The sequence below is a fragment of the Vogesella lacus genome (genome assembly GCF_979366295.1).
This window is the reverse complement of sequence record NZ_CEETQT010000002.1, coordinates 195,819-209,135: the sequence shown is the minus strand read 5'-3', so window position 1 is coordinate 209,135 and position 13,317 is coordinate 195,819. Positions and strand designations below refer to the sequence as shown.

General features: G+C 58.9%; 13 protein-coding genes. All 13 read left to right on the top strand.

The features are described from left to right. Nucleotides 1-13: 13 nt before the first annotated feature. Nucleotides 14-757: a 1-(5-phosphoribosyl)-5-[(5-phosphoribosylamino)methylideneamino]imidazole-4-carboxamide isomerase gene (hisA, locus tag ACZ9W6_RS03245; protein ID WP_465189645.1), complete on the top strand. Its 744-nt coding sequence runs from the start codon at nucleotides 14-16 to the stop codon at nucleotides 755-757. Between the two features lie 65 nt (nucleotides 758-822). Further along, complete coding sequence (hisF, locus tag ACZ9W6_RS03240; protein WP_465189644.1) at nucleotides 823-1,590, top strand: imidazole glycerol phosphate synthase subunit HisF; 768 nt, start codon at nucleotides 823-825, stop codon at nucleotides 1,588-1,590. A gap of 11 nt (nucleotides 1,591-1,601) precedes the next feature. Next, entirely contained in the window at nucleotides 1,602-2,012 is a 411-nt protein-coding gene (hisI, locus tag ACZ9W6_RS03235; protein ID WP_465189643.1) for a phosphoribosyl-AMP cyclohydrolase, read from the top strand. 74 nt (nucleotides 2,013-2,086) lie between these two features. Beyond that, the gene (locus tag ACZ9W6_RS03230; RefSeq protein WP_465189802.1) at nucleotides 2,087-2,404 is read left to right on the top strand and encodes a phosphoribosyl-ATP diphosphatase; all 318 of its coding nucleotides are present in this window, start codon (nucleotides 2,087-2,089) and stop codon (nucleotides 2,402-2,404) included. Nucleotides 2,405-2,428: 24 nt separating this feature from the next. After that, complete coding sequence (locus tag ACZ9W6_RS03225) at nucleotides 2,429-2,749, top strand: histidine triad nucleotide-binding protein (protein WP_465189642.1); 321 nt, start codon at nucleotides 2,429-2,431, stop codon at nucleotides 2,747-2,749. A gap of 47 nt (nucleotides 2,750-2,796) precedes the next feature. After that, on the top strand, nucleotides 2,797-3,003 hold the full coding sequence (gene tatA, locus ACZ9W6_RS03220) for a Sec-independent protein translocase subunit TatA (protein WP_465189641.1): 207 nt from the start codon (nucleotides 2,797-2,799) through the stop codon (nucleotides 3,001-3,003). A gap of 3 nt (nucleotides 3,004-3,006) precedes the next feature. Beyond that, a complete protein-coding gene (tatB, locus tag ACZ9W6_RS03215) occupies nucleotides 3,007-3,510 on the top strand; it encodes a Sec-independent protein translocase protein TatB (RefSeq protein ID WP_465189640.1) in 504 nt (167 codons plus the stop codon). Next, nucleotides 3,507-4,250, top strand: coding sequence for a twin-arginine translocase subunit TatC (tatC, locus tag ACZ9W6_RS03210; RefSeq protein WP_465189639.1), 744 nt, complete (start codon nucleotides 3,507-3,509; stop codon nucleotides 4,248-4,250). Before tatB ends, tatC begins: the two co-directional genes overlap by 4 nt. After that, a complete protein-coding gene (locus ACZ9W6_RS03205; protein ID WP_465189638.1) occupies nucleotides 4,243-4,602 on the top strand; it encodes a DUF2069 domain-containing protein in 360 nt (119 codons plus the stop codon). Before tatC ends, ACZ9W6_RS03205 begins: the two co-directional genes overlap by 8 nt. Nucleotides 4,603-4,816: 214 nt before the next feature. Continuing rightward, a complete protein-coding gene (locus tag ACZ9W6_RS03200; RefSeq protein ID WP_465189637.1) occupies nucleotides 4,817-6,970 on the top strand; it encodes a type I secretion system permease/ATPase in 2,154 nt (717 codons plus the stop codon). Continuing rightward, the gene (locus ACZ9W6_RS03195; protein ID WP_465189636.1) at nucleotides 6,967-8,358 is read left to right on the top strand and encodes an HlyD family type I secretion periplasmic adaptor subunit; all 1,392 of its coding nucleotides are present in this window, start codon (nucleotides 6,967-6,969) and stop codon (nucleotides 8,356-8,358) included. The genes ACZ9W6_RS03200 and ACZ9W6_RS03195 overlap by 4 nt, the downstream gene beginning before the upstream one ends. A 2-nt stretch (nucleotides 8,359-8,360) precedes the next feature. Further along, a complete protein-coding gene (locus tag ACZ9W6_RS03190) occupies nucleotides 8,361-8,963 on the top strand; it encodes a response regulator transcription factor (RefSeq protein WP_465189635.1) in 603 nt (200 codons plus the stop codon). Between the two features lie 96 nt (nucleotides 8,964-9,059). Then, nucleotides 9,060-13,317 (top strand): retention module-containing protein (locus tag ACZ9W6_RS03185; protein WP_465189634.1); only part of this gene is annotated, 4,258 nt, incomplete at its 3' end.

Here is a 13,317-nt window from a genome sequence, read left to right as displayed (position 1 = left end):
TTCTGTAAGCATCATGCTGCTGATACCTGCTATCGACCTCAAGGACGGTCAATGTGTGCGCCTGAAACAAGGCGATATGGACCAATCCACCGTGTTTTCCGACGATCCCGTTACCGTGGCGCGTCACTGGCTGGAACAGGGCGCACGCCGTTTGCACCTCGTCGACCTTAATGGTGCCTTTGCCGGCAAACCGAAAAATCTGGGCGTGATCCGCGACATTCTTGCCGCGGTCGGCGACGAGATTCCGGTGCAGCTTGGCGGCGGCATCCGCGATCTGGACACCATCGAGAAGTACTTCGATCTCGGCCTGAAATACGTGATCATCGGCACGGCTGCGGTGAAGAATCCGGGCTTTTTGCATGATGCCTGCGATGCCTTCCCCGGTCAGGTCATTGTCGGCCTCGACGCCAAGGATGGCATGGTTGCCATCGATGGCTGGGCCAAGGTGACCAGCCATAATGTGATCGATCTGGCCAAGCGTTTTGAAGACTATGGCGTGAACTCGGTGATTTATACCGACATCGGCCGTGACGGCATGATGAACGGCGTGAATATCGAGGCCACCGTCAAGCTGGCGCAGGCGCTGACCGTGCCGGTGATTGCTTCGGGCGGTCTGACCGATCTGGATGATGTCCGCAAGCTGTGTGCGGTCGAGCATGAGGGCGTGGAAGGCGCCATCACCGGCCGCGCGATCTACGAGGGCAGCATCGACTTCGCCGCTGCCCAGGACCTGGCTGACGAACTGTCCGAGGCCTGAGGCAGTTTGAAATAACCTCCAAGGTTGGCCGCAAGCCTTGCGGCCAACCTTCAGTACAAAACACCATGTCTCTAGCCAAACGTATCATCCCCTGCCTGGACGTGACCGCCGGTCGTGTCGTCAAGGGCGTCAATTTTGTCGGTCTGCGTGATGCCGGTGACCCGGTAGAAATTGCCAAACGCTACAACGAGCAGGGCGCAGACGAACTTACCTTTCTCGATATCACTGCCAGTTCGGACCAGCGCGACATCATCCTGCATGTGATCGAGTCGGTGGCCGAGCAGGTATTCATCCCGCTGACTGTCGGTGGTGGCGTACGCAAGGTGGAGGACATTCGCCGCTTGCTGAATGCCGGTGCCGACAAGGTCAGCATCAATACCGCGGCGGTAACCAACCCCGATCTGGTGCGCGAGGCTGCCGACAAGTTTGGCAGCCAGTGCATTGTGGTGGCAGTGGATGCCAAGGCGGTGACGCCGCAAAACGATCGCTGGGAAATTTTCACCCACGGCGGCCGTAACCCGACCGGGCTGGATGCGGTGGAGTGGGCGGCAAAAATGGCCGAATACGGTGCCGGTGAAATCCTGCTGACCAGCATGGATCGCGACGGCACCAAGATCGGCTTCAACCTGCCGCTGACCCGTGCCGTCTCGGAGGCGGTGTCGGTGCCGGTGATTGCCTCCGGCGGCGTCGGTAATCTGCAGCATCTGGTAGAAGGTGTGACCTTGGGCAAAGCAGACGCGGTATTGGCTGCTAGTATTTTCCACTTCGGTGAGTACACCGTGCGCGAGGCGAAAGAAGCGATGCGTGCGGCGGGCATCGAAGTTCGTCTGTAAAGGTTGGCCGCATGGATAGCAAAAGCTGGCTGGATGAAGTGAAGTGGGACGACAAGGGGCTGGTGGTGGCGATTGCCCAGGACGCGGCAAGCGGCCGTGTGCTGATGGTTGCCTATATGAACCGCGAGTCGCTGCAACTGACCGCCGAAACCGGCATTGCCCATTACTGGACGCGTTCGCGCCAGAAGCTGTGGAAAAAGGGCGAGGAGTCCGGCCATCTGCAATACGTGAAAGAGCTGCGCCTCGATTGTGATGGCGACGTGATCACCATGCAGATTGAACAGCACGGCGGCATTGCCTGTCATACCGGGCGCGAAAGCTGTTTTTATCGCGTCTGGCAGGAGGGTGAGTGGCAGGTGACCGATCCGGTGCTGAAGGACCCGCAGCAGATCTACAGCGAAGGCGACAAGGCCAAGGGTTGACCCTGATACAGACCGTTACCTGAATGTCACACAATGGACATATACTGGCCGCCTGGCCGGAAAGGAAGCACATGATTGCCGCTGACGTACTGCAACACATCGGTGACACGCTGGATGCCCGCAAGGAAGCCAGCCCGACTACCTCTTACGTGGCGTCGCTGTTTCACAAAGGTGAGGATACCATTCTGAAAAAGGTGGCCGAGGAGGCTGCCGAAGTACTGATGGCATCCAAGGACAAGGACAGGCTGCACCTGGTGCGCGAAGTGGCGGATCTGTGGTTCCACTCGATGATCTTGCTGTCTTATCACGGTCTGCGTCCGGAAGACGTGCTGGTCGAACTCAAGCGTCGCGAAGGCATTTCCGGCATTGATGAAAAGAAATCGCGCCAGTAAGCATTGCGCTGGCGAGGGGTTGACATGACTGATTGCATTTTCTGTAAGATTGCCGCGGGCGAGATTCCGTCCAAGAAGGCGTATGAAGACGAAGACGTGCTGGTGTTTCATGACATCAAGCCGGCAGCCGATGTGCATTTGCTGCTGATTCCGAAGCAGCACGTTGATTCGCTCGCGCATTGCGATGAAACGCATGCCGAGATGCTGGCCAAGCTGATGTTGCTGGCGCCGAAGCTGGCAGCCGAGCACGGACTGGAAAAAGGTTTCAAGACCGCGATCAACACCGGTCGCGGCGGCGGGCAGGAGGTATTTCACCTGCACGTTCATGTCTACGGTAACCGTTAAAATATTCAAATCGGGCACAGCCCGCACAACATCAAGAGGTATGGGTCATGGGTTCTTTCAGCATTTGGCACTGGTTGGTGGTTTTGCTGGTAGTAGTGCTGGTTTTCGGTACCAAGAAGCTGCGCAATATCGGCCAGGATCTGGGCGGTGCGGTGAAGGGTTTCAAGGAAGGCATGAATGAAGGCAAGGACGACAAGCCTGCCGAGCCGGCCGGCCGTGTGATCGACGCCGAAAACGATAGCCAGAAGAAATAAGCCGTGTTCGAGATCAGCTTTGGCGAGATCATGATTATTGGCGTGGTGGCCCTGGTGGTACTGGGGCCGGAGCGCCTGCCTACTGTCGCTCGTACCATCGGTGCTCTGGTTGGCCGCGCCCAGCGCTTTGTCTCCAGTGTGAAGTCCGACATTCACCAGCAAAGCCAGATGGCTGGTTTCGATGATCTCAAGCGTGATGTACAGGATGCGGCCAATGTGTTCCGCACCCGTATCGAGAGCGAGGTCAACGATGTCCGCCAGATCGGTTATCAGGTCGAAGAATCGGTACAGCAGCAGGTGCAGGCAGTCAGCGAACCGGTGAAAGAAAGCGTAGCCGATGTCGGCGACCTGATCGAAGCGGCGACCTCTCCAGTGGACAAAGCGGCTGATGCCGATGGTAAAGGCGCGGCGGCACCGGCTCATGCCGATGAAGGCCAGCTGGATCTGTTCAATGCGGCCAACCCGACGCCTGCCGAGCGCCCGTCTACTAGCAAGACTTCCGAATGATTGAACAACAACCGCTGTTAGCTCATCTGATCGAGTTGCGCACCCGGGTGGTGCGCATTGTCATTGGCCTCCTCGTCTGTTTTCTCGGGCTGTTTCACTGGTCTGGTGACATCTATCATCTGCTGGCCAAGCCGATGCTGGACGTACTGCCAGCCGGTGCCAACATGATTGCCACCGATGTGACGGCGCCGTTCTTCGTGCCGGTGAAAGTCACCATGCTGGTGGCTTTTCTGTTGTCGCTGCCGAATACCATGTACCAGATCTGGGCCTTTGTTGCGCCGGGGCTGTACAACCATGAAAAGAAGCTGATTCTGCCCTTGGTGGTTTCCAGCATTATCTTGTTCCTGGTCGGTATGTCTTTTGCCTACTTCGCCGTTTTCCCGGTGGTGTTCGGTTTCATGAGTTCGGTCACGCCTGAGGGTGTGTCGATGATGACCGATATCGACAAGTACCTGTCATTTGTGCTCGGCATGTTTATCGCGTTTGGCGTGACCTTCGAAGTGCCTATCGTGGTGATCCTGCTGCATCGCATGGGTATCGTGACGCTGGAGCAGTTGCGTGAAGGGCGGCCTTATGTGATTGTTGGCGCTTTTGTCGTGGCTGCGGTCGTGACGCCCCCAGATGTATTGTCGCAGGTGATGATGGCGGTGCCGCTATGGCTGTTGTACGAGGCCGGCATCCTGATGGCCGTGCTGCTGGGGCGTGGCAAGACAGCGGCGCAAGAGGCCGTGAATGAATAAACCCTTGTTGTTTCACTGGGGGGCAGTCAGCTCGCTGATTGCCCTCATCCTGTTAAGTCTGGCCTGGGAGTTGTGGCTGGCACCCTTGCGTCCGGGCGGCTCTTTTCTGGTTATCAAGGCAGTAGTGCTATTGTTGCCACTGATGGGCATCCTGAAAGAGCGTGTCTATACCTACCAGTGGTCGAGCATGTTCATCCTCGCCTATTTTGGTGAGGGCGTGATGCGGGCTTGGTCTGACAAGGGTTTGTCACAGCAGTTGGCGATGCTGGAAGTCCTGCTGACGGTAGTGTTCTTTGCCTGCGTTGTGCTTTATGTCAGGGCAAAGCGCTTGCAGTTGGCTGCGCAGAGCTGATTCAAAAAGGAGGTTGCCGCATTGCGGCCCTCCTTTTATTGCTGATTTATTTTAAATATTGACTTACATCTAATTTAAAGCGAATTGCTGTTTTAAGTTGTTGGTCATATAATCTGCGCACATAAGCTGGCCGGCAGATTCTTTGGATTATCTTTACAACTAGACAAATACCGGCGGCGTTCACGGCATGGAAAATTTTGGGGAAGATCGGGGCATGCAGAATTCTGGTCGGCAGGGCATAGGAGAGCGTGCCACGCACAGCGATCCGTTACTGGATTGTCTTTTTGATTTGACGCGGCGTAATGGCATTGCCACCACGCGTGACTCGCTGATTGCCGGTATTCCGCTGGAAAACAACCAGCTCAGCCCGGCGATGTTTTCCCGGGCGGCACGCCGTGCCGGCCTGACGTCTCGTGTATTGCGCCGCTCTCTTGATAATCTGCCGGCGGCGATGCTGCCGGCCGTCTTGTTGCTGCAGGACAATCAGGCCTGCATTCTGCATGAAGTGACGGCAGATGGTGTTTACCGCATCAGCCCGGCCGAGCTGCTGGAGTCTGTCGTCGAGTTCTCGCGTGAAGAGTTGGCCGCGCAATATTCCGGTATTGCGATTCTGGTCAAGCCGCGCTTCCGTTTTGACAAACGGGTGCCGGAGCTGAGCAAGGCGCGCGGCCAACACTGGTTCTGGCATGCGATTTACGAAGGCCGTCCGCTGTATCGCGATGCGATGATTGCCGCCTTCTTCATCAATCTGTTTGCGCTGGCTTTCCCGCTGTTCAGCATGAATGTCTACGACCGGGTCATCCCCAATATGGCGTTCGAGACGCTGTGGGTGCTGGCGCTGGGCGTGCTGCTGATGCTGGGCTTTGACCTGATCATGAAGCTGGTGCGCGGTTATTTGCTCGACTTGGCCAGCAAGCGTGTCGATGTGATGCTGTCGGCGCTGATCATGGAGCGGGTGCTGGGCATCCGTCTCGAAGCGAGGCCGGCGTCGGTCGGTGCCTTTGCGGCCAACCTGCGTGCATTCGAAACCATCCGCGATTTTATTGCCTCGGCCAGTATCACCACACTGATCGATCTGCCGTTTGCCTTGCTGTTCCTGCTGGTGATCGGGTGGATCTCGCCATGGTTGGTGTTGCCGCCGCTGATTGCGATTGTGTTGATGGTCGGTTTTGCCTTTGTGGTGCAGGGCCGTATGCAGGAACTGACCGAGACCACCTTCCGTGCCGGTGCCCAGCGCAATGCCCATCTGGTCGAAACCCTGACGGCACTGGAAACCATCAAGACCATCAGTGCCGAAGGCGAGCTGCAAGGCCGCTGGGAGAAAGCCACGCTTTATCTGGCGCAAGTCGGCAGCCGGCTGAAGCTGCTGTCCTCGCTGACCATGAACTTCTCGGCCTTCGTGCAGCAATTGATGACCGTCAGCATCGTGGTGCTGGGGGTGTATCTGATTCGCGAGCAATGGTTGAGCATGGGTGGCCTGATTGCCACGACCATGCTGGCCGGCCGTGCACTGGCGCCGATGGGCCAGGTTGCCGGCCTGATGACCCAGTACAGCAATGCCAAGTCCTCGCTGACCTCGCTGGAAGGCCTGATGCAGATGCCTAGTGAACGTCCGGATGAGGCATCGTTTTTCCATCGCACGCACTTTAGCGGCGACATCGAATTCAACAATGTCAGCTTCAACTATCCGGGCAGCCCGCTGGGTGCGCTGAGCAATGTGTCCTTCTCCATTCGTCGCGGCGAGCGCGTGGCGATTCTTGGGCGGGTCGGTTCGGGCAAATCCACCATCCAGAAGTTGGTGATGGGTCTGTATCAGCCGCAGGAAGGCTCGGTGCGCATTGATGGCATCAACCTCAGTCAGATCGACCCGGCCGAGCTGCGCCGGCATATCGGCTATGTCGCGCAGGACCCTATTCTGTTCTATGGCACATTGCGCCAGAACATCAGTATGGGCCAGCCGCATGTCCACGATGCCAGCATCAACGCCGCCGCTGAACTGGCCGGCCTGTCCGAATTCGTCAATAGCCATCCGGAAGGCTTTGACATGATCATCGGCGAGCGCGGCGAGTCGCTGTCCGGCGGCCAGCGCAAGGCGATCACCATTGCGCGCGCACTGCTGAATGCGCCGCCGATACTGTTGCTGGACGAGCCGACCAGCAATATGGATCACACGACCGAGTCGGCCATCAAGAAAACCCTGCGCGATATCTCGACGGGTAAAACCATGATTCTGGTGACCCATCACAACACCCTGCTCGATCTGGTCGACCGCATCATCGTGATCGACCGTGGGCAGATTCTGGCGGATGGCCCGAAGAATGAAGTGATCGCTGCCTTGCAGCAAGGCAAGGTAGGGAGGGGCGCATGATGGGCAAGGGATTGTGGTCTCGTATGCAGGCGGTGCTCAATCGTCTGCTGGGCAGAATGCTGGAGTGGGCAAGCGCCAAGGACTTGCAGGACAGGCAGGATTTTGTGGCCGATGCCGATTGGGCCATCATGGAGCAAAGCCCGAAGCGGCCGCGCTTGTTCCTGTGGACCATAGGCAGTTTCATGGTGGTTGCCATTTTGTGGAGCGCGTTCGCCACCATCAACCAGTCGGCGCGCGGCGAGGGCAAGGTGGTGCCGGTCAGCCAGATCCAGCGGCTGCAGAGCCTGGACGGCGGGGTGTTGTCGAAGATTCTGGTGAAAGAAGGCGATATCGTCGAGCGCGGCCAACTGTTGCTGCAGGTGGACAACACCCGTTTTGTGTCGTCGCTGCGCGAAAGCCAGGTGCAAAATGTGGCGCTACAGGCCAAGGCTGCACGTCTGCGTGCGCTGGCCGAAGGTTCGGCTTTCAATCTGCCGGAAGAAGTGCGTGCGGCAGCTCCTGATATCGCCCGTCAGGAAATGGATCTGTACCAGTCGCGTCGCAGCGAGCTGGATGCCAATCTGGGTATCGCACGTCAACAGCTGGCACAGCGTACGCAGGAGCTTAACGAAGCCATCGCCCGGCGCAGTCAGGCTAATCAGGGCCTGGAACTGACCGCGCGCGAGCTGGCGGTTACCAAGCCGCTGCGCGAATCCGGTGCCGTGTCGGATGTGGATATCCTGCGTCTGGAGCGCGATGTCGCCCGCTATCGTGGCGAGCGTGATATGGCGGCAGCACAGGTACCGCGCATCCAGGCGGCGATTGCCGAGGCCAATCGCAAGATCCAGGAGGTTGAGCTCGCCTTCCGCAACCAGGCCAGTGCCGAGTTGTCGGAAACCATGGCCAAGATGGGCGCGCTGTCCGAAGGTAGTGTAGCGCTGAAAGACAAGGTCAAGCTGACCGAAATCCGCTCGCCGGTGCGTGGCGAGGTCAAGAGACTGCTGGTGAATACCGTTGGTGGCGTGGTGCAACCGGGCCGCGACATCATCGAGATCGTACCGCTGGACGAGTCGCTGCTGATCGAAGCCAAGATCCTGCCACGGGATATTGCCTTCCTGCATCCGGGGCAGAAAGCCTTTGTGCGTTTTACTGCTTATGATTCGACTGTTTACGGCGGGCTGGCAGGTCAGGTTCAGCAAATCGGTGCAGACTCGATTACCGATGACAAGGGTAATACCTATTATCTGGTACGGGTGCAGACCGACAAGGCGGGGTTTGGCGATGGCAAGTTGCCCATCATCCCGGGCATGACGGCCGAGGTTGACATCATTACCGGCGAGAAAACCGTACTCAGCTATCTGCTGAAACCGGTATTGCGGGCCAAAGCCCAGGCATTGAGCGAGCGTTGAGCATGTTTAGTCTATTGCTGACCTCGAGTCAGTCCCTGCGTAATCATCTGACCGAAGCACTGGGTTGTTTTGTCGAAGTCGTTGCCAGTCTTGATCATCTGCCCGGAAAGTATGCCTTGCAGGCAGGCGACATCCTGTGGGTGGATGCTGACGAACAGGACAGGGCCAGTCTGCAGGCCCTGTGCCGGGGTGAGCTTGGCCGCGTCAAGGTCATCATTCTCAGCATGCAGCCAGTTGACGCCGACGCCGTAGCCTGGCTCGGACATGGTGCGGTGGCCTATCTGCATGGCTATGCCCAAGCAGAAACCTTACGGCAGGCACTGACGGTGGTGCAGTCCGGCGGAATCTGGGTGGGCAGCAGCCTGATGCAGCAGTTGTGCGAGCGTTTTGGTGCCTTGAGCAAACCCGACGCCGTACAGACTGTCGAGCTGACCCAGCGTGAGAAGGAAGTGATTGCGCAATTGCGCCTCGGTGCCAGCAACAAGCTGATTGCACGTGAACTGGATATTTCCGAGCGCACGGTCAAGGCACATCTGACAGCTATTTTCGCCAAGTTCGGTGTGCATGACCGCGTACAGCTGCTATTGAAATTAGCCGCTGCTTAAAACTGCTGTCAGTACTGCCCTTTAGTACAGTAGTCGAACTGGCAAGGTCGGCCTAAGCTCTCCAGCATATCTATTTGTGTCTGGAGAATCTGGATCATGACCACCGCAGCCCAAACCGTCGCCGCTGAAGGCAAAGTCGTTACCCTGGTTGGCAAAGTCATCGCGATTGCCGCTGATGGCAGTGAACGTGTATTGCAACTGGGCGATATCGTCCGCGCCGGCGAACGACTGATTGTGGCCGAAGGTGCCCAGCTTGAGCTGCAACTGGCCGATGGTCAGCTGGTCAAGCTGGATGATCCAAGAGAAGTGCTGCTGACCGAGGAGGTGCTTGCGGCCAACCCTGTCGACCAGACCGATGCCGCCATCCAGCCACTGACTACCGAAGCAGAAAAAATCCTGGCCGCCCTCGAAGCGGGCCAGGACCCACTGGCCGATCTCGAAGCGACGGCGGCAGGCCTTAACGGTGCCGGTGGCGAAGACGGCGGCAACAGCTTTATCCGCATCAATCGTGTCGCCGAGGGTGTGCAGCCCCTGTCTCTGGCCAGCGGCACAGATGCCACTGGTAGTGGTGGCAACACCTACAGCCTGGCTGAAACCGGCAATCAGGCTCCCGAGTTTGTCGATCAGGCCAGCGGCCAGCCGCTGGGCGGTACTTTTGCAGTCAGCACTGATGAAGACAATACCCTGTCCGGCAATCTGTTTGCCGTCGATGCCAATGGCGATCAACTCGCCTATGCCAAACTGACCGACCCGACTCACGGCAAGCTGATCGTCAATGTCGACGGCAGCTGGAGCTATGTGCCGGACAAGGATTACAACGGCAGCGACAGCTTTACTGTCAACGTTACCGATGGCCGCGGCGGTGAAGACACGCTCGTCATCAATGTGACGGTCAAGCCGGTCAACGACAATCCAGAGTTCGTTGACGACAATAATCAGCCGCTGGGTGCTGATCTGAGTGTTACCACGCCAGAGGACAAGGCTGTCAGTGGCAAGGTCAATGCGACTGATGTCGATGGTGACACCCTGAGCTTTGGCAAGGGTAGCGACCCGGCTAACGGTACGGTCACCGTTGCGGCAGATGGCAGCTGGATCTACACCCCGAAGAAGGACTACAACGGCCAGGATACCTTCACCGTTGTGGTGAGTGATGGCAAGGGCGGCACGGATACCATCACCGTCAACGTGAATATCACCCCGGTCAACGATGCGCCAGAGTTTGTCGATAGCGAGAGCAAGCCGCTGGGTGATGATATTTCGGCAAAAACCCGCGAGAAAACCCCGGTAGGCGGTACCTTGCAGGCATTCGATGTTGATGGCGACAAGCTGGTATTCAGCAAGGCTAGCAACCCGGCCAACGGTACGGTGACCGTATCCGCCGACGGTACATGGGAATACACCCCGAAAGACAAATTTTTTGGTAACGATAGTTTTACCGTAACGGTCAGCGACGGCAAAGGTGGTACCGATACCATTACAGTCAAAGTGGCGGTAACCGAAAACATCGGGCCGGAAACGGACAATCGCACGGTTACCACAGACAAAGCCAGCACTGAGGTAGCTATCACACTGAGTGGTAGTGATCCTGATGGCGCGGTGAGCGGCTTTGTCCTCAAAGGTACGCCTGCTGGTGGCAAGTTGTATCTGAACGGAAAAGAAGTGGGTGCCGGCGATATCATCCCGGCCTCGGGGGATAGTGCGTCACTGGTATTCAAACCGGATGCTGGCTGGAATGGTTCTGCAAGCTTTAACTACGCAGCTGTAGATAATCAGGGCAAGGAAGATGCTACACCGGCAAGCGTAACTATTGCAGACAAGACCCCGCCAGCCAACAACACGCCGGTGGCAGCGGACGACGTGGCCACCACGCCGTTCAACACCGCTCTCGACAAGATCGCGGTGCTCGATAACGACAAGGACGCTGACGGCGATACCCTGACCGTCACGGCGGCCAACGTTGATGCGGCCAAAGGCAGCGTGATCATCAATGCCGATGGCACCCTCAAGTTCACCCCGGCAAGCGACGTGACCGGTCCGGTAGTCATCAGCTACACCGTCAGCGACGGCAAAGGCGGTAGCGACACCGCTACCCTGACGGTGACGGTCGGTGACAAGACTCCGCCAGCCAACAACACGCCGGTGGCAGCGGACGACTTGGCCACCACGCCGTTCAACACCGCTCTCGACAAGATCGCGGTGCTCGCGAACGACAAGGACATCGATGGCGATACCCTGACCGTCACGGCGGCCAACGTTGACGCGGCCAAAGGCACCGTCAGCATCAACACCGACGGCACCCTCAAGTTCACCCCGGCAAGCGACGTGACCGGTCCGGTTGTGATCAGCTACACCGTCAGCGATGGCAAGGGCGGTAGCGACACCGCCACCCTGACGGTGACGGTCGGCGACAAGACCCCGCCAGCCAACAACACGCCGGTGGCAGCGGACGACGTGGCCACCACGCCGTTCAATACCGTTCTCGACAAGATCGCGGTACTCGATAACGACAAGGACGCTGACGGCGATACCCTGACCGTCACGGCGGCCAACGTTGACCCGGCCAAAGGCAGCGTGGTCATCAATGCCGATGGCACCCTCAAGTTCACACCGACAAGCGATGTCACCGGTGCGGTTGTGATCAGCTACACCGTCAGCGACGGCAAGGGCGGTAGCGACACCGCCACCCTGACGGTGACGGTCGGCGACAAGACTCCGCCGGCCAACAATACGCCGGTGGCAGCGGACGACGTGGCCACCACGCCGTTCAACACCGCTCTCGACAAGATCGCGGTGCTCGTGAACGACAAGGACGCTGACGGCGATACCCTGACCGTCACGGCGGCCAACGTTGACCCGACCAAAGGCACCGTCAGCATCAATGCCGATGGCACCCTCAAGTTCACACCGACAAGCGATGTCACCGGTGCGGTTGTGATCAGCTACACCGTCAGCGACGGCAAGGGCGGTAGCGACACCGCCACCCTGACGGTGACGGTCGGCGACAAGACTCCGCCGGCCAACAATACGCCGGTGGCAGCGGACGACGTGGCCACCACGCCGTTCAATACCGTTCTCGACAAGATCGCGGTACTCGATAACGACAAGGACGCTGACGGCGATACCCTGACCGTCACGGCGGCCAACGTTGACCCGGCCAAAGGCAGCGTGGTCATCAATGCCGATGGCACCCTCAAGTTCACACCGACAAGCGATGTCACCGGTGCGGTTGTGATCAGCTACACCGTCAGCGACGGCAAGGACGGTAGCGACACCGCCACCCTGACGGTGACGGTCGGCGACAAGACCCCGCCAGCCAACAACACGCCGGTGGCAGCGGACGACGTGGCCACCACGCCGTTCAACACCGCCCTCGACAACATCGCCGTCCTCGCGAACGACAAGGACATCGATGGCGATACCCTGACCGTCACTGCGGCCAACGTTGACCCGACCAAAGGCAGCGTGGTCATCAATGCCGACGGTACCCTCAAGTTCACCCCAGCAAGCGACGTGACCGGACCGGTTGTGATCAGCTACACCGTCAGCGATGGCAAGGGCGGTAGCGACACCGCCACCCTGACCGTGACGGTCGGCGACAAGACCCCGCCAGCCAACAATACGCCGGTCGCCGCAGACGACGTGGCCACTACCGCCATCAACACCGCCCTCGACAACATCGCCGTCCTCGTGAACGACAAGGACATCGATGGCGATACCCTGACCGTCACGGCGGCCAACGTTGACCCGGCCAAAGGCACCGTCAGCATCAATACCGACGGCACCCTCAAGTTCACTCCGGCGACCAACGTCACCGGTGCGGTACAGATCGAATACACCATCAGCGACGGCAAAGACGGCAGCGACACCGCCATCCTCACCGTCACCATCGGTGACAACACCGCGCCGGACGGCACCGACAAGACCTTCACCCTGGCAGAAGACAGCGAGCAAGCCCTGGGCGCCGCAGACTTCGGCTTCCGGGATGCCGATGCCGGCCAGAGCCTGCAAGCCGTCCGTATCGACAGCCTGCCGGCCCAGGGCCAGCTGCTGCTGGACGGCGTAGCCGTCAGCGCCGGTCAAATCATCAGCGCCGCCGATCTGACTGCCGGCAAACTCGTGTTCAAACCTGCCGAGAACGGCAACGGCCAGAACTACGCGCAGATCGGCTTCAGCGTGCAGGACAGCAGTAGCGCCTTCGATAGCTCCCCGAACACGCTGACCTTCCACGTCACCCCGGACAACGACGCGGCCAGCCTGGTGGCTGACAGCAACACCGTCGCCGAAGACAGCAACGCCACCGGCAATGTGCTGGCCAACGACAGCGACGCCGACGGCGCGCTGACCGTCACCGGCT